The organism is Erwinia persicina (genome assembly GCF_019844095.1).
In the GTDB taxonomy this organism is placed as follows: Bacteria; Pseudomonadota; Gammaproteobacteria; order Enterobacterales; family Enterobacteriaceae; genus Erwinia; species Erwinia persicina.
The window spans coordinates 3,692,863-3,718,548 of record NZ_CP082141.1; the positions used below are offsets into that span (position 1 = coordinate 3,692,863).

Below are 25,686 nucleotides of genomic sequence, written 5' to 3' on the forward strand. Positions count from 1 at the left end.
ACCTAAAGGGGAATCTACCGACATTAATGGAAATGGCGTGAGATCCGTCTCTGGCGTGCGTCAGCTATAGAGTGTTAATAAGGTGGTAATACAGGCGTATAAGACGATATTTCAACAAAGTGAACAAGAGGTTAACGGGTTTTTAGGATTATTTACCTGGCTTATTCTCTTTTTTCCCGTTGCGGAGATAAATATATTCTGTAATAACCGGTTTAATTTGACTTAATTCCAAAAAAGCCCCTTAAAGGGGCTTTTTTATTATTTCAGCGTCTTGTTAAGTGCCCGTCTTATTTGCCGTCAGACGCCAGCCGTGCGCATTGCTCACCGCCATTCCGCGCCCGGCAATCGCTTCAAGACCATTATTAATCGGGCGAAATCGTAGTTTCTCGCCGTTCATGGCGACCAGGGTCAGCGTATCTGCGGTGCGGGCCCACTGGCCATACTGCGCGCTGCGCAGGGTATGCTCCCCTGTCGCACGCTGCTCCAGGACATAGCTACCATCGGTGGCCAAAAACAGCGAGGACTCACTGTCCTCACAGGCGGGTCCACACGGCAGCAGGCCGGTGTAACTCTGCTGCATCGGCTCCAGCGGTGGGGGTTGCTGCGCGTTCTGCCGGTTATGGCAGCCCAACAGCCCTCCCAAAGCCAGAGTGGCAAATAATGTGAGAACAACTGCTTTCATGGTCGCTCCTGCATAAAAAGATAACGATTCAGTCGCCGCGAACTTTTCCACGCAGCGATTTCGTTGAGGCTTTGCGGGCTTTGCCTTCCAGCCGGCGTTTTTTTGAAGCCATCGTCGGACGCGTAGCGCGGCGGGTTTTCTCCACCACAGTTAACTCCTGAATCAGGTTTTCCAACCGTTTCAGTGCCGCTTCTCGGTTCATCTCCTGGCTACGATACTCCTGCGCCTTGATAATCACGATACCTTCCGGGGTAATCAGATGATGGCTGACCGCCATCATTCGCTCCTGATAAAACACCGGCAGGCTGGACGCGCGAATATCAAAACGCAAATGGATTGCCGTCGAACTTTTATTCACGTTCTGGCCACCGTTACCCTGCGCTCTGATCGCGGTGATTTCGATTTCGGCATCTGGAATAGTGACGCTACGTGACAATACAATCATACCCTTTTTCCTGCCTCCAGCCATGAATCAAACTGAATTTCCAGATGACTGCTGTCATCAGACAGCCAGATGGTGCCGTCCTGAATGGTGGCCTGCAACGTCATGGATCGTGAAGCCAGCTTAATCAGGGCACTAAGCTGTTCATCATTCAGGTAACGTATCGTCAGGTTATCATGCTGAGACAGCTTGCTCTGATGTTGCTGCCACCATGGCTGTGCGGCTCGCCAGTTATAGGTATACAACCAGACGTGCTGAGAACGGCTACAGGCTTTCTTGATCCTGCGCTCATCCGGCAAACCGAGGTCAATCCACACGTCAATACCGCCGTGATCGTTCAGTTGCCAGATTTCAGGCTCATCTTCCGCACTCAGCCCCCGGGTAAAGGTCAGACGCTCATTTGCGTGAACCAGCCAGGCGAGCAGACGCAGCATCATCCGCTCTTCCGTTTCCGAAGGGTGACGGGCCAGCGTCAGCGTCTGGTCAATAAACACGTTGCGGTCCATGTCTGCGACGTTAACCGTGGCTTTATAAATTGTTGCTTTCAGTGCCATAAGGATCCTTATCTCAGTTGCCCGCTATTGTAACCTGATGATGCAGCAAATCACCTGCTCACAGGCTGATTTCCCGTAAATGGCTGTGCTATAGTCGCATTATCGCCAGAGAGAACTCTGAAGGGGGGTGCATGTGCAAAAGTATTGTGAATTAGTTCGCCGGAAATATGCTGAAATTGGCAGTGGCGATCTGGGATACGTGCCTGACGCACTCGCGTGCGTGTTGAAAGCACTTGATGAGGTAGCGGGCAATCCTGAGCTACACTCTTCCATCAGGGAAAAGGCAGCCTTTGCTGCCGCCAACTTATTGGTGAGCGACTATGTTGACGAAAGATGAAGCCTACAGACCGATCAACTGCGATGACTATGACAACCTGGAACTCGCCTGCCAGAATAACTGGATGCTGACACTGGCGTTAAAAGACGGTGAGCAGCTTAAGGCAAAAGCCAAAGATATGCTGTCGCGTAAGAACGTAGAGTACCTGAGCATTGAGATTGCCGGGGAAAATCGCCAACTGCGCCTTGACCATATCGCCAGCTTCAGCCACCCGGATCTCGGCACCGTGGTGGTCAGCGAGTCAGACTAGTCACTTCCTGCCAGGCGGATCGCCGATCCGCCTTCCCTCTCAGGGTTTCAGACCCGCATAGTATGCCGCCAGATCCTCAATGTCCTGATCGCTCAGCCCCGCCACAAAAGCTTTCATCACCTCTGCCTGCCCGCCGCTGCGGCCGCCGCTTTTGTACGCCTGTAGCGCCTGCGCCAGATAGGGTTCATGCTGCCCGGCAAGATTGGGGTAGACTGGGGCTGCGGCTTTTCCTTCCGCGCCGTGGCAGGCCAGACAGCGGGCAGATTTCTCCTGTCCGGCACTGCTGTTGCCCGCTGCCAGCGCAGGCGCACAGCCGATCAGCAGCAAAGCCGCTATTATTCTGACGTTGTTCATTGCACTCTCTCGTCTTCTTTTATCGACACCAGTCAACTGACCAGCCGCTATCGGGACGGTCCGGGACACCTTCACGGGTGACAAAAACCCCTGCGGCCGCCATCAGGCGCTCGCCATAAAATATCAGCGGCGTGCGCTCACGCTCCCAGGGGGGAACGGCGAGTTCATGCCACAATTTTTTTAACGGCCGGCTGCCTGCCCGGCCGACAATATGAAACGATCCCTGCGCTTTAAAGCGCACGCTGACTGGTTCGTCCGGCTGCGGCAGGCGCAGTGTTACCGCCTCGCTGTCCGGCCGCAGCTGCCCAAGGCCTTCCGGCAAAATCAGCGGGCGTGAGATATCTGTCCACATCAGCCGGACAGCGGCCAGCGACGGCCTCAGCGGCAGCCAGTACAGGCGGTGGCGATAGCGACGCACCTCATGCCCGCCCAGCCGGAGGCGCGGTTCGGCATCCTCACGGCTACAGGCCACTTCCTGCCACAGGCGGCGCAGGGCATCACGCGACGGCATACTGCCCTGATGGCAGGCGATCCAGCGCCGCAGCAGCGCGCTGCGCCGGGCTTCACTCATCTCAAACAACGGAGCAACTGGCAACGTACCGGCAGAATCCATCAGCGATGACAGTGACTCCGCCAGCAGTTCGTCCAGTAGCTGCTCCTGCTCACCGCACAGCGAGGCGCTGCGGGCAACGGCGTGGGAAAAATGTGGCCAGCGGGCACTCAGTAACGGCATGACTTGCAGGCGCAAAAAATTGCGGTCATAGCGCGGATCGGCGTTACTTTCATCCTCAATCCACGTCAGACGGTGTTCCTGCGCCCAGTCTTCCAGCTGCAGGCGACCGAACGCCAGCAGCGGCCGCAGGTGACGATGCTGGCCCATCTGGCGATGTGCTGGCATGGCGGCCAGACCCGCCGGGCCGCTACCCCGTTTCAGTGCCAGCAACAGGGTTTCACTCTGGTCATCCTGGTGCTGGGCAGTTAACAGCGTTTCCCCCGCCTGAAGCTGTTGACTGAAAACCTGATAGCGTGCGCCGCGTGCCGCGGCCTCAATCCCGCCGTGGCGTGCATCGACCGTAACATGGCAGACCACCAGCGGCACCTGCCACTGCAGGCACTGTTGCCGGCAGTGAGCCACCCAGTCATCCGCACGCGGGCTGAGTCCGTGATGGATATGCACTGCCCGCAGCTGCAAGGCAGGACGCTGGCGGCGTAACAGCACCAACTGATGCAACAGCACGCTGGAGTCCAGCCCGCCACTGTAAGCCAGCAGCACGCTGTGCTCGTTAACCAGTTGGGCTTCAAGATGGGCAATCGATGACATGGTCATTCCAGAATACAGGGGACGCTATTATAACCCCATCAATCCTGATATATCTCCAGCGGCAGTCCATCCGGATCGTTAAAGAAGGTAAAAAGTTTGCCAGTGAGCGGATCGATACGCACCGCTTCACAACGCACGCCCTGGTCTTCCAGAGACTGCTTCGCGGCCTCAACATCATCGACACTGAAGGCAAGATGGCGTAAACCGCAGGCTTCCGGCTGGGTCGGACGCGCCGGTGGCAGGGGAAATGAGAACAGCTCAATCACATACTCACCGTTCAGCGTCAGATCGCCCTTCCAAGAATCACGCTCGGCACGATACACCTCCCCCATCAGGCCGAAGCCCAGAATATCGCAGTAAAACGCCTTACTCAGCGCATAGTCGCGGGCGATGATCGCTACGTGATGGATTTTTTTTAACTGTAATGCTGGCATACCGGCTCCTGATTAATCAATGCCTGACGACCCTACCCGTCAGGCACCAGAGCAGCAAGGGTAAAATTCTGGATCTCCGGCTACATTCCGACGTCGTTTTTCAGCACACGCACGCGATACTGGCCTTCGTCCGTCAGCGTGGTGCCGTGAATATCGGTTTCGAACCCAGGATAATGCTTACCAATAGCACACAACATCAGCAGAAAATCGAGCACCGCCCGGCTCTCTTCGGTGATCATCTCTCCGGGCATCACCACCGGCACACCGGGAGGGTACGGCAGGATCATATTGGCGGAGATGCGCCCGACCAGCGCAGAGATATCCACCGTTTCGATATTGCCTTTTACCTGCTGCTGGAACATCTGGTGCGGCGTCAGTTTCATCTCCGGTAGCGTGGAAAACGCCTTCAGCATCAGACGCGGCAGATCGTGCTGACGGATCAGCGTGTGGATCCCCTGGGCCAGATCCTGAATGCGCATATTGCGATAGAAGTCAGGATCTTCCGCATACAGATCCGGCAGCATGTTTTTGACCCGCAGATTAAGATCATAGGATCGTTTAAATTCGGTCAGACCGCGCAGTACGCTCATCGCTTTGGTTTTATCAATGCCGATGCTGAACAGGAACAGCAGGTTGTAGGGCCCGGTTTTCTCCACCACCACACCGCGCTCATCGAGGAATTTCGCCACCAGCGCCGCCGGGATCCCCTCTTCGGCCATGTCGCCCAGCTCACTCATCCCCGGCGTCAGGATGGTCACTTTGATCGGATCAAGATACATATGATCGGCATCCGCATCGCGGAAGCCGTGCCACTCCTCTTCACCGGGCTGGATCGGCCAGCATTCCGGCTCATCCACGCCTTCCGGCTGCCAGATGTCAAAGAACCAGCCCTCTGACTCTTCGCGCAGGCGCTGGACTTCGCGACGAAAATGCAGAGCCCGCTCGACCGAACGGTTAATCAGGCGCTTACCCGGATTACCGCGCAGCATCGCCGCCGCCGTTTCGATGGAAGCGACGATGGCATAGTTGGGCGACGTGGTGGTGTGCATCATATAGGCTTCATTAAAGGTCTGTTCGTCGTAATCCCCTTTAATATGGATCAGTGAGGCCTGGGAAAATGCCGCCAGCAGTTTATGGGTAGACTGGGTTTCATAGATGACCTTGCCCGGCGTTCGCTCCCCGCTCATGCCGCTCAGCCCCTGATAGATAGGGTGGAAGTTGGTATAGGGTACCCAGGCAGAGTCAAAGTGAATGGACGGCACGTCCAGTGTCTCTTTGATATAGCGGGTGTTGTACAGCAGCCCGTCATAGGTGGAGTTAGTGATTACGGCATGAACAGGCCAGCTGGCACGCGGGGTTTGTGCCACCTTCAGCGCAATACTCTCTTTCGTAAATTCGCGCTTCGGGATGCCGCCGAGAATACCGAGTGCATTCCGCGTGGGTTTCAACCAGATGGGGATGATATCGCTCATCATCAGCAGATGAGTTAATGACTTATGGCAGTTGCGATCCACCAGCACCGTGCTGCCTGACGGGGCGGCATACATCCCGACGATCTTATTCGACGTGGAGGTGCCGTTGGTGACCATATAACTCTGCTCGGCACCAAAGGTGCGCGCCACATACTCTTCTGCTTCAAGATGCGGGCCGGTATGGTCCAGCAGCGACCCCAGTTCAGTGACAGAAATCGAAATATCGGCCTTCAGGGTATTGGCACCAAAAAAATCATAAAACAGACTGCCCACCGGGCTTTTCTGGAAGGCGGTGCCCGCCATATGACCGGGCGTACAGAAGGTATACTTTCCCTCTTTGACATAGGTAAACAGCGCTTTCGTCAACGGGGGCGTGATGGTATCGATATATTCATCGGTATAATGACGGATGCGCTGGGCGATCTCTTCCGCTGCGTTCAGGGCGTATTCGAAGAACCAGATGGTCATGCGCATTTCATTAATGCTGACATCCATCGTTGAGTGGGTGTTGATAAAGGCATAAAGCGGAAGATATTCGTTTAACTGGTTAATTTCACAACACAGCTCCAGACTGTGTTCATCCCAGTCAAACACTACGCCGCAGATACGCGGATTGTGTTCAATCAGCTTCAGCAGGTCATTGGCGTCATGCGGGTAGATAGTCTGAAAGCCCTGGTTTTTTAAGGTAGTGTCCAGCTCACGGATGGGTTCATCTTTATAAAAGGCGTTATGCGGTCCCATGATCGCGATAATATTCAATGTTGTCTCCTGGTCTGTTTGCTCCAGTGTGTAAGCATAGTGGACGCAAAACAAAAAGGGCCAGACGATGTCTGACCCTTTGGGTAAGGAATGGTGAACAATCAGGCGTAGCCGTAGCTCATCAGACGCTGATAGCGGCGATCGAGCAGCTCTTCTTTAGAAAGCGTATCCAGATCGGCCAGATCGGCCAGCAGCTGGGCTTTCATCGATACGCCGATTGCCAGCGGATTACGATGCGCGCCGCCCAGAGGTTCCGGGATGACGGTATCAATCAACTTAAGCTCTTTCAGACGCGGTGCAATAATGCCCATCGCTTCGGCGGCCAGCGGCGCTTTGTCGGCGCTTTTCCACAGAATTGACGCACAACCTTCTGGTGAGATCACCGAGTAGGTACTGTACTGCAGCATATTCACTTTATCGCCAACGCCGATAGCCAGTGCACCACCGGAGCCACCTTCACCAATCACGGTGCAGATAACCGGCACGGTCAGGCCAGACATCTCACGCAGGTTACGGGCGATAGCTTCAGACTGACCGCGCTCTTCCGCACCCACGCCAGGATAAGCTCCAGGGGTATCAATGAAGGTGATGATCGGCATATTAAAACGCTCGGCCATCTCCATCAGGCGCAGTGCTTTACGATAGCCTTCAGGCGCGGGCATACCGAAGTTACGACGGATTTTCTCTTTGGTTTCGCGCCCTTTCTGATGACCAATAATCATCACCGGACGACCATCCAGACGCGCGGTGCCACCGACAATGGCTTTATCGTCGGCATAGGCACGGTCGCCCGCCAACTCGTCAAAGTCCGTGAACACATTGCGAACATAGTCCAGCGTATACGGGCGCAGCGGATGACGCGCAAGCTGCGCAATCTGCCAGGCACCTAAATCTGAGAAGATTTTACGGGTCAGCTCAACGCTTTTATCGCGCAGACGCTGAATCTCTTCATCCAGATTAATATCCAGTTTTTCATCCTGACGGCCAACCGACTTAAGCGAATCAATCTTCGCTTCAAGTTCTGCGATTGGCTGTTCGAAATCCAGGTAATTAAGACTCATAATAATCCTGTTTTAGTCAAACTCCAGTTCCACCTGCTCCGATCCTATCAACGATCGCAGATCGTTCAGCAAACGATCGCTCGGCGACACGCGCCAGGTTGCACCAAAGCGCAACTTCGCCCGCGCATCCTCTCTCTGATAGTAGAGATGTACCGGAATTGTCCCCGAACGATGGGGTTCCAGGGATTGACGGAGACGGTTCAAAAGCTGGTCATCAATTTGCCTGTCCGTCAGCGAGATAGCAAGCCCGCGTGCATATTTTTCACGTGCTTCATCGATGTCCATCATATCGCGGGCCATCATTTTAAGCCCGCCGTTGAAGTCATCGAAGCTGACCTGCCCACTGACGATCAGGATACGGTCCTTCTCCAGCATATGCTGGAACTTATCTAACGCATCTGTAAACAACATCACTTCCAGACGACCAGAACGGTCATCCAGCGTGCAGATGCCAATACGGTTACCGCGTTTTGTTACCATCACACGGGCCGCCACCACCAGACCGGCAGCCGTGGTCATCTTACCACGCTCGGTCGGGTGCATGTCTTTCAGGCGCAGTCCACCGACATAGCGCTCAATTTCTTTCAGGTACTGGTTGATTGGGTGACCCGTTAAGTAAAGCCCTAACGTTTCCCTTTCGCCATCCAGCTGGATCTGTTCCGGCCAGGGAGTGACATCCGAGTAAGACTTCTCAACCTGTTCCGGGGCTTCGGCCAGCACGCCAAACATGTCGGCCTGGCCGATGGCTTCCGCTTTCGCATGCTGATCGGCCGCTTTCAGTGCATCCGGTAGCGCACTCATCAGTGCCGCGCGGTGCGGGCCGAGGCGATCAAAGGCACCGGACATAATCAGCTTTTCCAGCACCCGCTTATTCAGCTTCTTCGTATCAGTGCGGGCGCACAGGTCAAACAGTTCGCGGAAATAGCCACCTTCGTTACGGGCTTCAATGATCGCTTCGATCGGACCTTCACCCACACCTTTGATCGCGCCAATACCGTAAACGATTTCACCCGCATCGTTAACGTGGAACTGATACTGTCCGGAGTTAATATCCGGCGGCAGCACCTTCAGCCCCATCCGCCAGCACTCATCAACCAGGCCAACCACTTTCTCAGTATTATCCATATCAGCGGTCATGACCGCCGCCATAAATTCAGCCGGATAGTGCGCCTTCAGCCACAGCGTCTGGTAGGAAACCAGCGCATAGGCGGCGGAGTGAGACTTGTTAAACCCGTAGCCGGCGAATTTCTCCACCAGGTCAAAAATTTTAATCGCCAGCTCACCGTCGATGCCGCGCGATTTCGCACCGTCTTCAAAGCCGCCGCGTTGCTTGGCCATCTCGACCGGGTTCTTTTTACCCATTGCACGACGCAGCATATCGGCACCGCCGAGGCTGTATCCCGCCAGCACCTGGGCTATCTGCATCACCTGTTCCTGATAGAGGATGATGCCATAGGTCGGTTCCAGCACAGGCTTCAGGGACTCATGCTGCCACTGAATATCCGGATAGGAGATCTCTTCACGCCCGTGTTTACGGTCAATAAAGTTATCCACCATGCCGGACTGCAGCGGGCCGGGGCGGAACAGGGCGACCAGTGCAATCATATCCTCAAAGCAGTCTGGCTTCAGGCGTTTGATCAGGTCTTTCATGCCGCGTGATTCAAGCTGGAAGACCGCAGTAGTCTCCGAGCGTTGCAGCATATCGAAACTTTTTTTATCTTCAAGCGGAATTGCCGCGATATCGATCGGCGGCTCACCCTGCTTTTCGCGGCGGGCGTTAATCATCGCCAGCGCCCAGTCAATGATCGTCAGGGTGCGCAGGCCCAGGAAGTCAAACTTCACCAGGCCGGCATATTCCACGTCGTTCTTATCAAACTGCGTAACCGGATGGTTGCCATTCTCGTCGCAGTACAGCGGCGCGAAGTCGGTAATTTTGGTCGGCGCGATGACCACGCCCCCGGCGTGTTTACCGGCGTTACGCGTCACCCCTTCCAGGATGCGCGCCATATCAATCAGCGCCTTAACTTCTTCATCTGCTTCATAAATTTCAGGCAGCTGAGGTTCGGCGGCAAAGGCCTTTTCCAGCGTCATCCCCGGGTCGGGCGGCACCAGTTTAGAGATGCGATCGACAAAACCATAAGGATGGCCAAGCACGCGCCCTACGTCGCGGATCACCGCTTTGGCGGCCATCGTACCGAAGGTAATGATCTGCGATACGGCCTGACGCCCGTACATTTCTGCCACGTGCTCAATCACCAGGTCGCGTTTTTCCATGCAGAAATCGACGTCAAAGTCAGGCATTGAAACACGTTCAGGGTTGAGGAATCGTTCAAACAGCAGATCGAATTCCAGCGGGTCGAGGTCAGTGATTTTCAGCGCATAGGCCACCAGCGAGCCCGCACCCGATCCACGTCCCGGGCCCACCGGGACATCGTTATCCTTCGACCACTGGATGAATTCCATGACGATCAGGAAGTAACCAGGGAACCCCATCTGGTTAATCACCGTCAGTTCAATGTCCAGACGTTCGTCATATTCACCGCGGCGCTCGGCGCGAACCTTCTCATCCGGGAACAGGAACGCCAGACGTTCCTCAAGCCCTTCTTTTGATTTTGCCACCAGAAAATCTTCTGTGGTCATCTCACCGGTGGGGAACTGAGGCAGGAAATACTCACCCAGACGGATGGTGACGTTGCAACGACGGGCAATTTCCACGCTATTTTCCAGCGCTTCCGGAATGTCCGAGAACAGCTCGCACATCTCCTCTTCACTGCGCATGTACTGCTGCGGGCTGTAGTTGCGGGGACGTTTAGGATCGTCGAGGGTAAAGCCGTCGTGAATGGCAACGCGAATTTCATGAGCATCAAATTCCGTTTCCGTCAGGAAACAGACTTCGTTAGTCGCCACCACCGGCACGCCCTGCGCGATCGCCAGCTCTACCGCCGCGTGGAGATACGTCTCTTCATCCTGACGGCCCGTACGGATCAGTTCCAGATAATAGCGGTCGGGAAAATGGTGCTGATAAAAGGCCAGACACTCGGTCACCTGTGCCGTATTACCGCGCAGCAACATTTTGCCGACATCACCACGGCGCCCACCGGACAGCAGGATGATGCCCTGCTGATGTTCTACCAGCCAGTCACGATCGATTGTCGGGCCTGCGGGACCATAACCCCGTTGGTAAGCGCGGGAAATCAGCAGCGTCAGGTTCTGATAGCCTTCATTATCAGCCGCCAGTACGGTGATTTGAGACAGCTCATCCCCCATGGCTTCGCTGCTGACGTTGAAATCGGCACCGATAATGGGCTTGATACCCTGGCTGTGAGCGGTACCGTAGAATTTCACCAGCCCGCACAGGTTCGTGAAGTCAGTGATGCCGATGGCCGGCATCCCCATTTTTGCCGCGTTTTTCACCAACGGGCCAGTTTTCGCTAGCCCATCGATCATGGAGTAGTCACTGTGAACGCGTAAATGAATAAAACGAGGTTCGGCCATCTGAGATTCCGTTAAAACCAGGGATAAAAATTACAGCGTACGGACAACCGTTGCGCTGACGTCGGCATCCAGCAGCGCGTTACGCACAGGAGCAAAACTGCGGCGGTGCAGTGGCGTCGCGCCAAACCGCGCCAGTTTTTCCATATGCAGAGCGGTCGGGTAACCTTTGTGCTGGGCAAAGCCATATTCAGGGTAAAGCCGGTCCAGCTCGGTCATTTCACGGTCGCGCGTCACTTTCGCAACGATCGACGCGGCGCTGATCTCGCGCACCAGGCTATCGCCTTTAACCACGGCCTGACTGGGCATGGCCAGGACCGGGCAGCGGTTGCCATCTATCAGCACAAAGTCCGGCGTCAGATGCAGTCCTGCCACGGCACGCTGCATCGCCAGCATGGTGGCATGAAGGATATTAAGCTGGTCGATTTCTTCCGGTTCAGCGCGTCCCAGGCTCCAGCTTAACGCTTTCTCGGTGATCTCATCAAACAATGCCAGACGGCGTTTTTCCGACAGCTTTTTAGAGTCGGCAAGGCCGGCAATCGGCCGGGCCGGATCGAGGATCACCGCTGCTGTAACCACCGCGCCCACCAGGGGGCCACGCCCCACTTCATCAACACCGGCAATCAGCGTGGCGTTGGGATAGATAAATTCATTCATGGGCACAGCTCCAGTACAGCCGCAGCAGCCTGCTCATCGGCGTTCCAGCGGATCTGATGATGCAGTTCAGCAAAGGTCGCCAGCAGCGTATCGCGGGTTTCACCTGCAGCCAGCAACGGCTCCAGCGCGGCGGCAAGCCGCTCAGGCTGACACTCATCCTGCAACAGCTCTTTCACCAGCTCACGTCCCGCCAGCAGGTTAGGCAGCGAGACATACTCCGTTTTCACCAGGCGCTTCGCCAGCCAAAAGGTGAACGGCTTCATTCGGTAGCCAACCACCATAGGACATTTTGCCAGCATACACTCCAGCGCGGCGGTGCCGGACGCCAGCAGTGCCGCATCGCTGGCCACCATGGCGGCCCGCCCTTTTCCATCCAGCAGGTGCATAATTAAATCAGGAGCCACTTCGGCTTTGATTTTCTCAAACTGTTCGCGACGACGCGGGTTTACCAGCGGCACGACAATTTGCAGTGCCGGGTATTTAGCCCGCAGTAGTACCGCTGTTCGCAGGAAATCGGCACTCAGCATTTCCACTTCGGCCCCGCGACTGCCGGGCAGCAGCGCCAGACACAGCGCATCCGGGGCAATACCGAGCTCACGCCGGGCGGCCTGTTTATCCGGTTCAATCGGCATGGCATCGGCCATCGTATGGCCAATAAAGCGGCACGGCACGTTGAAACGATCGTAAAACGCTTTTTCAAACGGCAGGAAGGCCAGCACCAGGTCTGTCGAGCGGCCAATCTTAAACACGCGGTTCTGCCGCCAGGCCCAGACAGAGGGGCTGACGTAGTGGATCGTGCGGATGCCCTGCTGTTTCAGCTTACCTTCAAGGGTGATATTAAAATCTGGCGCATCAATACCGACAAAGACATCGGGCCTGAGCGTAGTAAAGCGGCGGGTGAGGTCACGGCGGATATGCAACAGGCGACGCAAACGGCCCAGCACCTCAACAATGCCCATCACCGCCAGTTCTTCCATCTCATACCAGGCTTCACAGCCTTCGGCCTGCATCAGCGGTCCCGCCACGCCGACAAAACGGGCGTCAGGATGCTTTTCTTTCAGCGCACGGATAAGACCGGCACCAAGAATATCGCCGGAGGTTTCTCCGGCGACAAGGGCAATCGTTAAGGGATGCTTTGGCATGAGTTAACGAATCAGACCCCTTGTAGAGCGGGAAAAGAAGTCGTAAAACGGCTGCACTTCCGGATGCGCCTGGGCGATCTCAGCGATCTCCGGCTTCACTTCATCCAGCGTTTTTCCACTGCGGTACAACAGCTTGTACGCAGCGGTAATCGCATGCAGCGCATCTTTGCTGAAACCACGACGCTTCAGCCCCACCAGGTTAATCCCAAACGGTGTCGCATGGTTACCCTGAGCAATCACGTAAGGAGGAACATCCTGCGCAACACCGGAGCATCCGCCCACCATGACATGAGCACCGATAATACAGAACTGATGCACCGCCGTCATACCACCAATTATGGCATGGTCGTCAACCGTCACGTGGCCGGCCAGAGTGGCGTTATTCGCGAGAATGCAGTGACTTCCCACAACACAGTCGTGCGCAACATGGGCGTTGACCATCAGAAGATTGTCATCACCCACTTTCGTCAAGCCACCGGACTGCGCCGTACCACGATGGATAGTGACGCTTTCACGGATACGGTTACGGTCGCCGATCTCAACTCGTGTCGGTTCACCCGCGTATTTCAGATCCTGGTTCGCTTCACCAATCGAAGCGAACTGGTAGATAGTATTGTCTTTACCAATAACGGTATGACCATTGACCACTACGTGAGACTTCAGAACCGTGCCTTCGCCAATCGAAACGTTCGCACCGACCGTGCAAAACGGGCCAATCTGGACACCAGCGCCAATCACGGCGCCTTCTTCTACGATCGAGCTGGGGTGAATTACGGCGGTGCTATCAATCACGAATTAAGCCTCCCGGCTGCGAGCACACATCATCGTTGCTTCGCAGACAATTTTACCGTCTACGGTGGCCACACCTTTAAAGCGCGTCACACCACGGCGGGTTTTCTCGAAAGTGACTTCCATGATCATTTGGTCGCCAGGCACAACGGGGCGCTTGAAGCGCGCGTCGTCGATGCCGGCAAAGTAGTACAGTTCGCCCGGCTCAAGTTTCCCAACGCTTTTAAACGCCAGAATACCCGTAGCCTGTGCCATTGCTTCCAGAATCAGCACACCGGGGAAAATCGGTTTACCAGGGAAGTGGCCCTGGAAAAACGGTTCGTTAACCGAGACGTTTTTTACCGCACGCAGAAACTTGTTTTCTTCAAACTCAATCACGCGGTCAACCAGCAAGAACGGGTAACGGTGCGGTAAAAGTTCAATAATCTCTTCAATCTTCAGAGTATGAGTTTCAGTAGTCAAAATACTCTTCCTGTCCTAAAAATTCTGATGGCATCAATGACACGGCCCGCAACGATCATCCAATCGTCTGCAGGCCGCAAATTATATCTGTACGCTTACGCTTTCGCCTATTCTATTTATGAAAGCGGCGCAGCTTGGTGTTAACGTGCTTAGTCGTCTTTACCGACCTTGCGTTCGATGGCTTTTAAGCGTTTGCTTATTTCATCGATGTTCATCACCAGGGCTGCCGTTTTGCGCCAGGTTTTATTGGGCTGTAGCGGAATCCCGGAGGAGTATACTCCAGGTTCAGTGATTGGCCTCATCACCATTCCCATCCCTGTGACGGTAACTTTGTCACAAATTTCCATATGACCATTAATCACGCTGGCGCCACCAATCATACAGTAGCGACCAATTTTCAGACTACCAGCCATGATAACACCACCAGCCACTGCGGTATTGTCGCCAATCACCACATTGTGTGCAATCTGGCATTGGTTATCTATGATAACACCATTCCCTATTTGGGTGTTATCGAGAGCACCGCGATCAATGGTGGTACAAGCACCAATCTCTACACGATCGCCAATAATCACCGTGCCCAACTGCGGGATTTTCACCCAGTTGCCGCGATCATTAGCGTAACCGAAGCCATCAGAACCAATTACCGTACCGGACTGAATCAGACAGTCAGAACCGATTTCGACTTCGTGATAGACAGAAACATTGGCCCAAAGACGTGTCCCGGCACCAATTTTGGTTTTTTTACCGATGAAACATCCCGCGCCGATGACCACATTATCACCGAGGATCACGTCAGATTCGATCACTGCATTCGCACCGATCGAAACGTGTTGACCTAGCTGTGCGCTGGGATCAATTACCGCGCCGGGAGCAATATGGTTAGCCGGTTGCGGTGTGGTATCCAGCAACTGGGCCATACGGGCGTAGGTCAGATACGGGTTTTTAACCACCAGCGCAGCGCCAGGGAAAAATTCCAGATCCGCTTCAGTGAGCACCACGGCTGAAGCCTGACAGGCTGCGAGCTGCTCGCGGTAACGGCTGTTTGATAGAAACGTGATCTGACCATGTTGGGCGGATTGCATAGAAGCAATGCCGGAGATGGCGATATCGCCATCTCCGTGCAATTCTGCATCCAACTGCTGGGCTAAATCAGCCAGTCGAATTGAAGACATGACTTATTTAACCTGTTTCAGAACATCAGCGGTGATGTCTTTAGATTTAGCAGCGTAGGCAACCGCATTCTGGTCGATAACGACGTCGTAACCTTCGCTATCTGCCACTTTCTGCACGGCATCCTGAATGCGGCTCAGGATTTTGTTACGCTCTTCCATCTGACGACGGCGATTGTCCTGCTCGAAAGCCTGCGCTTTGGTTGAAAACGCTTCACGCTGCGCCATCACGTCTTTTTCCATGCGGCTACGTTCAGACGCCTTCATGGTAGAGCCGTCACGCTGCAGACGCTGCATTTTAGTTTGCAGATCGCGTTCCATACCCTGCAACTCAGTTGCACGGCCTTTGAACTCGTTCTCCAGTTGTTTCGCAACGGTCGCACGCGCTGGTAACTGTTGGAAAATGCTGGAAACGTTCACCACTGCAATTTTATCAGCAGCCTGAGCACCAGCGGAAACCGCCAGAGCAATACCCAGACCTGCGGCACACAACAACTTTTTCACTATAAAACTCCTTACCATCAACGTTTGTGTCACGGACACATAGGTTGCGCTTACATTGGTGTCTCAGACATCGCAGTAAGCGCGATACTCTCTTGCTGTGCTTCCATGCAGGTCCGAATTACCAGGTTTTACCAATGTTAAATTGGAACTGTTCGGCCTTATCTCCATCATACTTTTTGAACGGCTGGGCGTAGGAGAACACCAGCGGCCCCAGAGGTGACATCCACTGCAGTGCCAGACCGGCTGACATGCGGATGTTGCTTGGATCGCTATAGTCTGGAATACCTGCCGCACGCGTTGCTGCCGTATTTTCCCACTTGGTATCCCACACCGTACCTGCATCCACAAACAGCGACGTACGTACTGAGTTCGCATACTTCTCACTCAGGAACGGCGTCGGGGTGATCAGCTCTGCACTGGCAACAGCCATGGCGTTACCACCGATAGCATCATCAGAATTACAGACACGATTCACATCACTTCCTGAACAATCAGAAGAACCGTTGTTCAGGTAGGCGGCTTTAGGACCAATGTTATTGGAACGGAAACCACGAACGGTACTGGAGCCACCGGCATAGAAGTTCTCATAGAACGGCATCTCTTTGCCGCTCAGCCCATCACCATAGCCTACGCGTCCACGACCCAGGAGCACCCAGGTGCGATCCTGATTCAGCGGCAGATACTGCTGCGTATCCAGCGTCGCTTTATAGAAGGCGTTATCAGAACCCGGGATGGTCACTTTACCGTTCAGGTTGGTACGGTTACCCGATGTTGGGAAGAACCCACGGTCGAGGGTGTTGTACGTCCAGCCATAGTTAAAGGTGAAATCATCTGCAGAGTAATCTTCGTCACCGGAAAGGCTCGGATTCTGCCCGACAGATCGCAGGTAACGCCACATGGCGATCTGCGGCTGCATGTTAGACAGGCTGTTATGTACATAGCCCAGTCCCACGCGCAGCGTGTTGTTCTCATTCACCGGGAAGCCCAGCGTGCCGTCTACACCATAACTTTTGTTGGTGTAGTCAGACAGGTCGGCATCATCCGCTTTAAAGTCGTTGTAGAAAACGCGCCCGCCCAGGCTGACACCGTCGACCGTAAAGTACGGATCGGTCAGTGAGAACTCAGCATAGGTCTGGTAGTCATTCTTGGTGCCGCTGATGCCAACGGTGTTACCGGTACCCAGCCAGTTATCCTGAGTCACCCCCACCTGGAAGCTGACCCCACTTTCGGTGCCGTAACCGACGCCAAAGTTCAGCGTACCGGTGTTACGTTCTTTCACCTTATAGACGACGTCAACCTGGTCCGGTGAGCCCGGAACACGCTGAGTTTCTGTATCGACGGTTTCAAAATAACCCAGACGATTCAGACGCTCTTTGCCCTGCTCAACCAAATCGCTGCCCAGCCATGCCCCTTCCATCTGACGCATTTCGCGGCGCAGAACGGAATCTTTCGAGGTGTCATTCCCTTCGAAACGGACTTTGCGCACGTAGAAACGGTTACCCGCATCAACGTTAATACGCAGTTTAACGGTTTTGTTAGCGTCATCGATTTCAGGCTGCGTCTGCACGCGTGGGTACGCATAGCCATATCGGCCCAGCAGCTTCTTGATATCATCTTCAATGCGGGTCACTTTGGAACCGTTATACAGTTCACCCGGCGTGACTTTACTCAGGGTTTCAATTTCCGCTGAGTGTCCTGCCAGATTTCCGCTGACCGCTACACCAGAAAGCTTGTACTGATCGCCTTCGTTAATGTTAACGGTGATGTAGATACCTTTTTTATCCGGCGTCAGGCTGACCTGAGTCGAATCGATATTGAATCTTGCATAACCGCGGTCCAGATAGAAGCTGCGCAGGGTTTCAAGGTCACCGGCCAGTTTCTGTTTCTGGTATTTACGGTCGCCCACCACGTTCCACCATGGCACTTCATCACGCAACTGGAAGCGCGAGATCAGTTCATCGGAGCTGTACGCTTTGTTACCCACGATGTTGATCTGCTGGATCTTAGCGGACACGCCCTCGGTGAAGACCAGCTTCAGGTCAACACGGTTACGTGGCAGTGGCGTGACCACCGCTTTCACACTGGCGCTGTATTTACCGACGCTGTAGTAAAAGTCTTCCAGCCCTTTCTCAATCGAGGAGATGGTGGTGCGATCCAGTGCTTCGCCTACGCGCACGCCAGAGGCTTCCAGGTTCTGCTTCAGCATATCCTCTTTCACCGCTTTGTTACCGGAGAAAGTGATGCTGGCAATCGTCGGACGTTCTTTCACCTGGACGATCAGCGTATTGCCGTCGCGCAGGACCTGAACATCTTCGAAATTCCCGGTCGCAAACAGTGCACGAATGGTGTTACTGAGATCTTCATCAGAGACAGTGTCTCCAACGCGAACAGGCATACTGAGCAATGCCGCACCGACGGCGACTCGCTGCAGGCCTTCGAAATGAATATCATTCACTACGAATCCGTCTGCACCGTATACGGTTACGCTGCTAAACAGCAGCGACGCTATGAGCAACTTTTTCATCGCCATCGTTTTTATGCATTCTTCCTAACTGGTTCTCACGAACAGCTTGCCGACTGGCAAACTATAGCCTTGAGAAATCATTGAATAGCGCAAGCCCCATTAACAGCACCAGCACAATCGAGCCGATACGATAACTGAAGTCCTGAACTCGCTCGGAAACCTGCCCTCCTTTGATCTTCTCAATCAACAGGAACAGCAGATGACCACCATCTAACACCGGCAGTGGGAACAGGTTGATTATCCCAAGGTTCACGCTAATCAGAGCGAGGAACATCAGGTAGTAGATCAAACCATATTCCGCTGACATCCCAGCACCCTGGGCGATAGAAATCGGCCCGCTGAGATTGTTCAACTTCACATCACCGACAATCAGTTTGCCTAACATACTTACCGTCAGCTTCATCAGTTGCCAGGTTTTCGCACTGGCCTCGCCGATTGCCGCAAACGGGCCATACTGGCGCACCGTTCTGTACTCTTCAGGTAGCGGAATAATGCGCGGTATGATGCCCGCAAACCCTTCCGCCTTGTTGTGTGGATTAACGTCTGGCGTCAGCGTCAAATCGACCGTGCTGCCCTGCCTTTCCACCTCAATTGCTATTTGGTTGCCTGGGTTTTCACGAACAGTCGCCACAAAATTTTGCCACTGTTCCAAAGGCTGGCCATCGACTTTAACGATCCTGTCGCCTGCTTGCAAACCCGCTCGACTTGCTGCGGAGTCTTTTTGCACCTGCGCCAGTACCGATTCGATCTGAGGACCCCGGGGCTGAATGCCCAATGATGTGACCGGATCCTGCTTATCGGGCTCAAACTGCCAGCCCTGTAAATTCACCGTCTTATCACTGGTTTTTTCACTGCCAAAGGGCGCCACCGTGAAGATGGTGTTTTTATCGCCAATCTTCGCTACCAGTGCCATTCGCACAGCATCCCAATCAGGCGTTTCGATACCGTCAACGGCTTTAAGTTCCGTACCTGGGGTAATTTGAGCTTCAGCGGCGGGTGAACCGCTCACTATTTCGCCAACAACGGGGCGAACACCGGGAACGCCGATGATAAAGACCAGCCAGTAAGCAAAAATAGCGAAGATGAAATTCGCGACAGGGCCGGCACTGACAATCGCGGCACGTTGCAGAACCGTTTTGTTGTTAAAGGACTGATGACGAAGTTCAGGTGGTACGCTTTCGACGCGTTCGTCGAGCATCTTGACGTAACCGCCCAGCGGGATGAGCGCGATAACATACTCTGTGCCCTGCTTGTCACGGCGTCGCCACAGTGCTTTACCAAAACCAATAGAGAAGCGCTCGACTTTCACACCGCAGCGGCGGGCGACCCAAAAATGGCCGAATTCATGCACGGTGATTAAAATACCCAGCGCAACGATAAAGGCAGCAAAACTCCAGAGTATGCTCAACATAATGTTTCCCTACAGCGTCCCAAAGACCAGCAATAACAGGCAGGCAAACACCGGAACGGCGGCCGTGAGGCTGTCAATACGGTCAAGAATACCGCCGTGACCAGGGATTAAGCTGCCGCTGTCTTTAATGCCGGCTTCGCGTTTGAACATGCTTTCGGTTAAATCCCCCAGCACCGACGCCAGAGCAGCGATAATGGAGCAAATCAGCAGTGTCGATAGCGGTACCTGCAGCGGAGCAAACACGCTGAACAGCCAGGAAATTAACGCCGAGGTGACCAACCCACCAAAGAAACCTTCCCAGGTCTTGCCCGGTGAAACCTTCGGCGCCAGCTTATGCTTGCCAAACAGTTTACCGAACATATAAGCCCCGGAATCGGCTCCCCAGACGAGGAACATCACGTACAGCAGCCACCAGGCACCGGCATAGTGGTCAACGTCATAGTGATACTGACGCAGGGCCAGCATTCCCCAGAAGAACGGGACAATGGTCAGCAAACCAAAGATCAGACGTAGTACGCGTGAATGGCGCCAGAATGTGGCAGAACCGGGATAGGAAAGAACCAGAAGCAGTGCCACCATCCACCACCCCAGCGATACCCAAAGGGCACCGCCAATCTGAGGCAGATGCACAGAATGCTGGTAAGCCGGGAGCGTAAACAGCATAAAGGCCAGCAGCAGGCCGCAGAGCAAAGCCAGCCAGACGCGCTGTGAGCGCGCAGCAAAGCCAGCAAACTGGCCCCATTCCCATGCGGCCAGCATGCAGATCGCTAAAATAGTGATGGCAAACCCTAGCGGCGGCAGCAAAAAGAGGGCTGCAATGACGATAGGTATCAATATAAACGCGGTAATCAGGCGAGACTTCAGCAAAGATTACCCCCAGTGCGCTCAGGCGCCGCCGGGTGCTGCGCCGCCAAACCGACGCTCTCGTTGTGCAAACGCATTCAGTGCACCTTCAAAAACTTGTTCATCAAAATCAGGCCAAAGAGTATCGGTAAACCAAAACTCTGCATAGGCAACTTGCCAAAGCAGGAAGTTACTAATCCGATGCTCTCCCCCGGTCCTTATTACGAGATCCACAGGTGCCAGTTCATTCAGGCAGAGATAAGGATGAAGCGTTTCTTCTTCGATCTGGTCCGGACGAAGAAGCCCCTCTTGTACCTGTTCTGCTATTTTTCTGACTCCATGGATAATATCCCAACGTCCGCCATAATTCGCAGCAATGTTGAGTGTTAGTCCATTATTTTGTTGAGTAAGTTCCTCAGCACGGCGAATACGCTCCTGGAGACGGGAGTTAAATCGACTGATATCACCGATAATTTTCAACCGGACATTATGCTTGTGCAGACTTTTTACTTCACTGTCGAGTGCCCAGACGAACAATTCCATCAGCGCCAGAACTTCCTGATGAGGACGATTCCAGTTTTCACTACTAAAGGCATAAAGCGTGAGCGCATCAAGTTTATTACTGACCGCGAAACTTACGGCGCGCCGTACGGATTTCACTCCCGCTTTATGACCAGAAATACGCAGCTTGCCCTGGTTTTTAGCCCAGCGGCCGTTGCCATCCATAATGATGGCCACATGGCGGGGGCCTGTCCCCTGCTGGTCATCGGTTTGTAATTTATTTTCGGACGACATAATGCGTAACTATTTCCTTATTCAGAAATATACCCTTCATAGTTGAAGCTGCTACCGCAGCGGCTGCCGCATTCACCCCGGCCACTTAACTGCTTAAGCATCCGAACGTTCCTGCACCTGCCGCCTGACTTCAGCACCAACGACTTTGGGTATGCAACGGCTTCTGAAATATCTCACCTGCCCGGCGTATATAGCGTGCGATTGCGCAAGTTTAACCGCTAAATCACCCCGTGATACCGGAACGGTGGGGCAAGACTATACCACCTCCGCCCAGCGCTCACAAATGGCGACGCGTTAAATCGCGCTGACCCGACCCGCGGCAAAACGGGGCAGTAAAGCGCGTGCAGCGGCACGGGCTTCATGGTCAATAGCAATAACCTCGTCAACGCTCTGAGGCTCCTGACAAGATAACGTCTCCAGTACTGCAACATTTAATGCCGCAATATCGGTGAAGCGGATCGCTGAACCGAGGAACGCCTCGACGGCGATTTCATTTGCCGCATTCAGCGTCGTGGTCGCCGCCTGCCCCGCAATACTGGCATCAATGGCCAGCTTCAGGCAGGGGTAGCGCGCAAAGTCAGGTTCAGCAAAGGTCAGGGCCGACATGCGCGTGAAATCAAGCGGTTGAGCACCTGAGGTCACTCGCTGCGGCCACGCCATTGCATGCGCGATGGGGGTCCGCATATCCGGCGAACCCAGTTGAGCAATCACGCTGCCATCCCGATAGCGCACCATCGAATGGATCACAGACTGAGGATGCAGAACCACTTCCATCTGCGCATCGGTCGCATTAAACAGCCAGCGGGCTTCGATATATTCCAGGCCTTTATTCATCATGGTGGCCGAGTCGACAGAGATTTTTCTCCCCATCGACCAGTTCGGATGTGCACACGCCTGATCCGGCGTCATAAGACTTAATTCTGCCAGTGGTGTGTCACGGAACGGGCCACCCGATCCCGTAAGGATAATGCTGTCAATGCCATTATCTTCGAGAGAAGCGTACCCTAACTGCTGCTGGAGGGAAGCAGGCAAACTCTGAAAAATGGCGTTGTGCTCGCTGTCGATAGGTAACAGCTGCGCTTTCGAGGCGCTGACGGCCTCCAGGAAAAGGCGGCCGCAAGTGACAAGCGACTCTTTATTCGCCAGTAAGACCTGTTTTCCTGCACGAATTGCGGCCAGGGTAGGTAATAATCCTGCCGCACCCACAATCGCCGCCATGACCTGATCCACATCGTCCAGAGCAGCAAGGTCACAAGCCGCCTGATCTCCGCTGAGCACCTCGGTGTCCACCTGCAGATCTTTCAGACGAAGACGCAGCGCGTCGGCCGCCTGAGGGTCGGACATGGCGGCATAGGCTGGGCGGAATTCCAGACACTGCTCAACCATCAGTTCGACGTTACGCCCGGCAACCAGGGCTTTAATGGCGAACAGATGGGGATTAGCACGCACCACGCCCAGCGTGCTGGTGCCGATGGATCCGGTCGATCCGAGGATGGTCAATTGCTTCATGAGATTGCTCTGCGTAAACCCGCTCAGAAGAAAAACAGCGACTGCCGGGAAAGTTAACAAACGCAAAACGCCGCCAGATCAGCCCTTCATTTGAACGGCTGATCTGTGCGGCGTTTACCAGGATGAGGATGGATCAGAAATCCATCAGCTCCGCTTCTTTCTCAGCCAGAGCGCTATCAATTTTCTTGATAAACACGTCGGTCATTTTCTGCACGTCTTCCTGAGAGCGACGATCGTCGTCTTCGCTGATCTCTTTGTCTTTCAGCAGCGCTTTTACCTTGTCGTTAGCGTCACGACGAACGTTACGCACAGACACACGGCCCTGCTCGGCTTCACCGCGCACGATTTTGATCAGGTCTTTACGACGCTCTTCAGTCAGTGCGGGGAGCGGAACGCGAATATCAGTGCCCGCTGACATAGGGTTCAGACCCAGGTCAGAAGACATAATCGCTTTCTCAACGGCTGCGCTGATTGAACGGTCAAAAACGTTGATTTTCAGCGTACGGGAATCTTCCACCGTCACGCTGGCCAACTGACGCAGCGGGGTCGCTGAACCGTAATAATCCACCATGATGCCGTCGAGAATGCTCGGCGACGCACGGCCAGTGCGGATTTTGCTGATATGGTTTTTGAATGCCTCGACGCATTTATCCATGCGCGTTTCTGCATCTTTCTTGATGTCGTTAATCACGTGGGAACCCTTGGAATCTGTTTGATCCACCAGCCTCTGGCATCGCCAGAAGCCGTTCAAATACATGTAAAGATAATCCTGACAGACAGAATATACCTTATTTTAACCCTTTTAACCGCAGACTGATATTAATGCGTAATCAGCGTGCCTTCTTTTTCGCCCATCACTACGCGGCGCAGTGCGCCCGGCTTGTTCATATTGAACACACGGATAGGCAGTGAATGGTCACGCGCCAGGGTAAAGGCGGCCAGGTCCATCACTTTCAGTTCTTTATCCAGCACTTCAGTATAGGTCAGTTGATCGTGCAGGACAGCATCCGGGTTCTTCACCGGATCGGAAGAGTACACACCGTCAACTTTGGTGGCTTTCAGCACCACATCGGCTTCGATTTCGATACCGCGCAGGCAGGCTGCAGAGTCAGTGGTAAAGAACGGGTTACCAGTACCGGCAGAGAAAATCACCACGCGGTTGTTACGCAGCAGACTAATGGCCTCTGCCCAGCTGTAATTATCACACACGCCATTCAGTGGAATAGCTGACATCAGACGGGCGTTGACATAAGCACGATGCAGCGCATCACGCATCGCCAGGCCATTCATCACGGTCGCCAGCATCCCCATATGGTCGCCAACAACGCGATTCATCCCGGCCTGAGCCAGGCCCGCACCACGGAACAAATTCCCCCCGCCGATGACCACACCTACCTGAATGCCCAGCTCTACCAGTTCTTTCACTTCCTGAGCCATACGATCCAGCACGCTGGCATCGATACCGAAGCCTTCAGCACCTTGCAGTGCTTCGCCACTCAGTTTAAGCAGGATACGTTGATATACGGGTTTTGCATTGGTCGCCATGGTATTTTTCCTGGAAGATATCGTCGAAAAGGGGTGTTAACTGTGTGCGGTATCATCCTAAAAGCATCAGAGAAATACTATTGGGATGAGACTGAAAATGCGCTGTCGAAAGACAGGCAAAAAAGAACCGCCATCAGGCGGTTCTTCTTAAGCAATTAAGACTGCTTGGACATCGCCGCGACTTCTGCCGCGAAATCTGTCTCAGCTTTCTCAATGCCTTCGCCCACTTCAAAGCGGATGAAGTTGGTCACGTCTGCATTTTTTTCTTTCAGCAGCTGGCCCACAGTTTTGCTTGGGTCAATAACGAAAGGCTGACCAGTCAGAGAAACTTCACCGGTGAATTTCTTCATACGGCCTTCAACCATTTTCTCTGCGATTTCTTTCGGCTTGCCAGACTGCATGGCGATGTCCAGCTGAACCTGGTACTCTTTCTCTACCACTTCAGCAGACACATCTTCAGGCTTAACGAATTCTGGCTTGCTGGCAGCAACGTGCATTGCCAGCTGCTTAACCAGCTCTTCGTCAGCGCTTTTAGCCGCGATCAGGACACCGATACGCGCACCGTGCAGGTATGAACCCAGCACGTCGCCTTCCAGAGAAGACACACGACGGATGTTGATGTTTTCACCGATTTTAGCAACCAGTGCAACGCGCTCTTCTTCGAACTGTGCTTTCAGCACATCAACGTCAGTGATTTTGCCGGCAACAGCCGCATCCAGCACTTTGTCAGCGAAGGCCTGGAAACCAGAGTCTTTAGCAACGAAGTCAGTCTGGCAGTTTACTTCCAGAATCACACCGTAGTTGCCGTCGATCTTGGTTTTGATCACGCCATCAGCAGCAACGTTGCCTGCTTTTTTAGCGGCTTTGATCGCGCCAGATTTACGCATGTTCTCGATCGCCAGCTCGATGTCGCCGTTGGCTTCGGTCAGTGCTTTTTTACAATCCATCATGCCAGCGCCAGTGCGCTCGCGCAGTTCTTTTACCAGAGCAGCGGTAATATCAGCCATTCTCTAATCCTCGGTTAGCGTGCATCTGTCAGTGGGCCAGTAATGGCGTTCGCTACAGATGCCAGGTCTCGGGAGAAACATTCTGCCCCGCTGAATTTTCCTTCATCTTCCAGGCCGCAGATACGCTGGCTGTCTTCGGTCCCGCCAGTCACTAACGGATGTCAGCGC

At 54.1% G+C, this 25,686-nt stretch carries 25 protein-coding genes; 2 read left to right on the forward strand and 23 right to left on the reverse strand.

Features of this window, described 5'->3' with window-relative positions; translation table 11 throughout:
- Positions 1–274 precede the first annotated feature (274 nt).
- Genes K6L24_RS17140 through K6L24_RS17150 form a run of 3 tightly spaced genes read right to left on the reverse strand, consistent with a single transcriptional unit; the run spans position 275 to position 1,678 of the window.
- Complete coding sequence (locus tag K6L24_RS17140) at positions 275–682, reverse strand: copper resistance protein NlpE N-terminal domain-containing protein (RefSeq protein WP_062747060.1); 408 nt, start codon at positions 680–682, stop codon at positions 275–277.
- Positions 683–710: 28 nt separating this feature from the next.
- Positions 711–1,127 carry an alternative ribosome rescue aminoacyl-tRNA hydrolase ArfB gene (arfB, locus tag K6L24_RS17145; RefSeq protein WP_062747062.1) on the reverse strand — a complete coding sequence of 139 codons (417 nt, stop codon included), beginning with the start codon at positions 1,125–1,127 and terminating at the stop codon, positions 711–713.
- Complete coding sequence (locus K6L24_RS17150; RefSeq protein WP_062747064.1) at positions 1,124–1,678, reverse strand: YaeQ family protein; 555 nt, start codon at positions 1,676–1,678, stop codon at positions 1,124–1,126. The genes arfB and K6L24_RS17150 overlap by 4 nt, the downstream gene beginning before the upstream one ends.
- A 133-nt stretch (positions 1,679–1,811) precedes the next feature.
- On the opposite strand from K6L24_RS17150, the gene K6L24_RS17155 reads away from it, so the two are divergent.
- A complete protein-coding gene (locus tag K6L24_RS17155; RefSeq protein WP_062747067.1) occupies positions 1,812–2,015 on the forward strand; it encodes a YaeP family protein in 204 nt (67 codons plus the stop codon).
- On the forward strand, positions 1,999–2,265 hold the full coding sequence (rof, locus tag K6L24_RS17160) for a Rho-binding antiterminator (protein ID WP_062747070.1): 267 nt from the start codon (positions 1,999–2,001) through the stop codon (positions 2,263–2,265). Before K6L24_RS17155 ends, rof begins: the two co-directional genes overlap by 17 nt.
- Before the next feature lie 39 nt (positions 2,266–2,304).
- Here rof and K6L24_RS17165 read toward each other — a convergent pair whose 3' ends face one another.
- From K6L24_RS17165 to tsf, 20 genes are all read right to left on the reverse strand, one after another.
- Positions 2,305–2,619: a c-type cytochrome gene (locus K6L24_RS17165; RefSeq protein ID WP_062747072.1), complete on the reverse strand. Its 315-nt coding sequence runs from the start codon at positions 2,617–2,619 to the stop codon at positions 2,305–2,307.
- Positions 2,620–2,638: 19 nt separating this feature from the next.
- Positions 2,639–3,940, reverse strand: a complete 1,302-nt coding sequence (tilS, locus tag K6L24_RS17170; protein WP_187509263.1) for a tRNA lysidine(34) synthetase TilS — start codon at positions 3,938–3,940, stop codon at positions 2,639–2,641.
- Positions 3,941–3,978: 38 nt separating this feature from the next.
- Positions 3,979–4,374 carry a VOC family protein gene (locus K6L24_RS17175; protein ID WP_062747076.1) on the reverse strand — a complete coding sequence of 132 codons (396 nt, stop codon included), beginning with the start codon at positions 4,372–4,374 and terminating at the stop codon, positions 3,979–3,981.
- 80 nt (positions 4,375–4,454) lie between these two features.
- Positions 4,455–6,605, reverse strand: a complete 2,151-nt coding sequence (locus K6L24_RS17180) for a lysine decarboxylase LdcC (protein ID WP_062747078.1) — start codon at positions 6,603–6,605, stop codon at positions 4,455–4,457.
- A 101-nt stretch (positions 6,606–6,706) separates the two neighbouring features.
- Complete coding sequence (accA, locus tag K6L24_RS17185; RefSeq protein ID WP_062747080.1) at positions 6,707–7,666, reverse strand: acetyl-CoA carboxylase carboxyl transferase subunit alpha; 960 nt, start codon at positions 7,664–7,666, stop codon at positions 6,707–6,709.
- Between the two features lie 12 nt (positions 7,667–7,678).
- Complete coding sequence (gene dnaE, locus K6L24_RS17190) at positions 7,679–11,161, reverse strand: DNA polymerase III subunit alpha (RefSeq protein WP_222681673.1); 3,483 nt, start codon at positions 11,159–11,161, stop codon at positions 7,679–7,681.
- A 30-nt stretch (positions 11,162–11,191) separates the two neighbouring features.
- Positions 11,192–11,815, reverse strand: coding sequence for a ribonuclease HII (gene rnhB / locus K6L24_RS17195; protein WP_137269087.1), 624 nt, complete (start codon positions 11,813–11,815; stop codon positions 11,192–11,194).
- Positions 11,812–12,957 (reverse strand): lipid-A-disaccharide synthase, encoded by a 1,146-nt coding sequence (gene lpxB / locus K6L24_RS17200; protein ID WP_222681674.1) that lies wholly within the window; start codon positions 12,955–12,957, stop codon positions 11,812–11,814. Before lpxB ends, rnhB begins: the two co-directional genes overlap by 4 nt.
- Before the next feature lie 3 nt (positions 12,958–12,960).
- Positions 12,961–13,749: an acyl-ACP--UDP-N-acetylglucosamine O-acyltransferase gene (lpxA, locus tag K6L24_RS17205; protein ID WP_062747089.1), complete on the reverse strand. Its 789-nt coding sequence runs from the start codon at positions 13,747–13,749 to the stop codon at positions 12,961–12,963.
- 3 nt (positions 13,750–13,752) lie between these two features.
- Positions 13,753–14,208, reverse strand: a complete 456-nt coding sequence (gene fabZ / locus K6L24_RS17210) for a 3-hydroxyacyl-ACP dehydratase FabZ (RefSeq protein WP_062747091.1) — start codon at positions 14,206–14,208, stop codon at positions 13,753–13,755.
- A 149-nt stretch (positions 14,209–14,357) separates the two neighbouring features.
- Complete coding sequence (lpxD, locus tag K6L24_RS17215; protein ID WP_062747093.1) at positions 14,358–15,383, reverse strand: UDP-3-O-(3-hydroxymyristoyl)glucosamine N-acyltransferase; 1,026 nt, start codon at positions 15,381–15,383, stop codon at positions 14,358–14,360.
- Between the two features lie 3 nt (positions 15,384–15,386).
- Positions 15,387–15,884 (reverse strand): molecular chaperone Skp, encoded by a 498-nt coding sequence (skp, locus tag K6L24_RS17220; RefSeq protein ID WP_062747096.1) that lies wholly within the window; start codon positions 15,882–15,884, stop codon positions 15,387–15,389.
- A gap of 118 nt (positions 15,885–16,002) precedes the next feature.
- Entirely contained in the window at positions 16,003–18,414 is a 2,412-nt protein-coding gene (gene bamA, locus K6L24_RS17225; protein ID WP_062747098.1) for an outer membrane protein assembly factor BamA, read from the reverse strand.
- A 55-nt stretch (positions 18,415–18,469) separates the two neighbouring features.
- Positions 18,470–19,819, reverse strand: coding sequence for a sigma E protease regulator RseP (rseP, locus tag K6L24_RS17230; RefSeq protein WP_062747101.1), 1,350 nt, complete (start codon positions 19,817–19,819; stop codon positions 18,470–18,472).
- Positions 19,820–19,828: 9 nt separating this feature from the next.
- On the reverse strand, positions 19,829–20,686 hold the full coding sequence (cdsA, locus tag K6L24_RS17235; protein WP_118664594.1) for a phosphatidate cytidylyltransferase: 858 nt from the start codon (positions 20,684–20,686) through the stop codon (positions 19,829–19,831).
- An 18-nt stretch (positions 20,687–20,704) separates the two neighbouring features.
- Positions 20,705–21,457, reverse strand: coding sequence for a (2E,6E)-farnesyl-diphosphate-specific ditrans,polycis-undecaprenyl-diphosphate synthase (gene ispU, locus K6L24_RS17240; RefSeq protein ID WP_062747107.1), 753 nt, complete (start codon positions 21,455–21,457; stop codon positions 20,705–20,707).
- Between the two features lie 294 nt (positions 21,458–21,751).
- Complete coding sequence (gene ispC, locus K6L24_RS17245; protein WP_137269086.1) at positions 21,752–22,966, reverse strand: 1-deoxy-D-xylulose-5-phosphate reductoisomerase; 1,215 nt, start codon at positions 22,964–22,966, stop codon at positions 21,752–21,754.
- A gap of 133 nt (positions 22,967–23,099) precedes the next feature.
- Positions 23,100–23,657: a ribosome recycling factor gene (gene frr, locus K6L24_RS17250; protein WP_062747304.1), complete on the reverse strand. Its 558-nt coding sequence runs from the start codon at positions 23,655–23,657 to the stop codon at positions 23,100–23,102.
- A gap of 128 nt (positions 23,658–23,785) precedes the next feature.
- Positions 23,786–24,511, reverse strand: a complete 726-nt coding sequence (gene pyrH, locus K6L24_RS17255; protein ID WP_062747112.1) for a UMP kinase — start codon at positions 24,509–24,511, stop codon at positions 23,786–23,788.
- 155 nt (positions 24,512–24,666) lie between these two features.
- A complete protein-coding gene (gene tsf, locus K6L24_RS17260; protein ID WP_062747115.1) occupies positions 24,667–25,518 on the reverse strand; it encodes a translation elongation factor Ts in 852 nt (283 codons plus the stop codon).
- Positions 25,519–25,686: the final 168 nt, after the last annotated feature.

What these genes read in the sequence shown, in the direction of transcription:
- K6L24_RS17140 (WP_062747060.1), bottom strand. Translation starts at nt 682, where the DNA reads ATGAAAGCAGTTGTTCTCACATTATTTGCCACTCTGGCTTTGGGAGGG.
- arfB (WP_062747062.1), bottom strand. Translation starts at nt 1,127, where the DNA reads ATGATTGTATTGTCACGTAGCGTCACTATTCCAGATGCCGAAATCGAA.
- K6L24_RS17150 (WP_062747064.1), bottom strand. Translation starts at nt 1,678, where the DNA reads ATGGCACTGAAAGCAACAATTTATAAAGCCACGGTTAACGTCGCAGAC.
- rof (WP_062747070.1), top strand. Translation starts at nt 1,999, where the DNA reads ATGTTGACGAAAGATGAAGCCTACAGACCGATCAACTGCGATGACTAT.
- K6L24_RS17165 (WP_062747072.1), bottom strand. Translation starts at nt 2,619, where the DNA reads ATGAACAACGTCAGAATAATAGCGGCTTTGCTGCTGATCGGCTGTGCG.
- tilS (WP_187509263.1), bottom strand. Translation starts at nt 3,940, where the DNA reads ATGTCATCGATTGCCCATCTTGAAGCCCAACTGGTTAACGAGCACAGC.
- K6L24_RS17175 (WP_062747076.1), bottom strand. Translation starts at nt 4,374, where the DNA reads ATGCCAGCATTACAGTTAAAAAAAATCCATCACGTAGCGATCATCGCC.
- accA (WP_062747080.1), bottom strand. Translation starts at nt 7,666, where the DNA reads ATGAGTCTTAATTACCTGGATTTCGAACAGCCAATCGCAGAACTTGAA.
- dnaE (WP_222681673.1), bottom strand. Translation starts at nt 11,161, where the DNA reads ATGGCCGAACCTCGTTTTATTCATTTACGCGTTCACAGTGACTACTCC.
- rnhB (WP_137269087.1), bottom strand. Translation starts at nt 11,815, where the DNA reads ATGAATGAATTTATCTATCCCAACGCCACGCTGATTGCCGGTGTTGAT.
- lpxB (WP_222681674.1), bottom strand. Translation starts at nt 12,957, where the DNA reads ATGCCAAAGCATCCCTTAACGATTGCCCTTGTCGCCGGAGAAACCTCC.
- lpxD (WP_062747093.1), bottom strand. Translation starts at nt 15,383, where the DNA reads ATGTCTTCAATTCGACTGGCTGATTTAGCCCAGCAGTTGGATGCAGAA.
- bamA (WP_062747098.1), bottom strand. Translation starts at nt 18,414, where the DNA reads ATGGCGATGAAAAAGTTGCTCATAGCGTCGCTGCTGTTTAGCAGCGTA.
- rseP (WP_062747101.1), bottom strand. Translation starts at nt 19,819, where the DNA reads ATGTTGAGCATACTCTGGAGTTTTGCTGCCTTTATCGTTGCGCTGGGT.
- ispU (WP_062747107.1), bottom strand. Translation starts at nt 21,457, where the DNA reads ATGTCGTCCGAAAATAAATTACAAACCGATGACCAGCAGGGGACAGGC.
- ispC (WP_137269086.1), bottom strand. Translation starts at nt 22,966, where the DNA reads ATGAAGCAATTGACCATCCTCGGATCGACCGGATCCATCGGCACCAGC.
- pyrH (WP_062747112.1), bottom strand. Translation starts at nt 24,511, where the DNA reads ATGGCGACCAATGCAAAACCCGTATATCAACGTATCCTGCTTAAACTG.
- tsf (WP_062747115.1), bottom strand. Translation starts at nt 25,518, where the DNA reads ATGGCTGATATTACCGCTGCTCTGGTAAAAGAACTGCGCGAGCGCACT.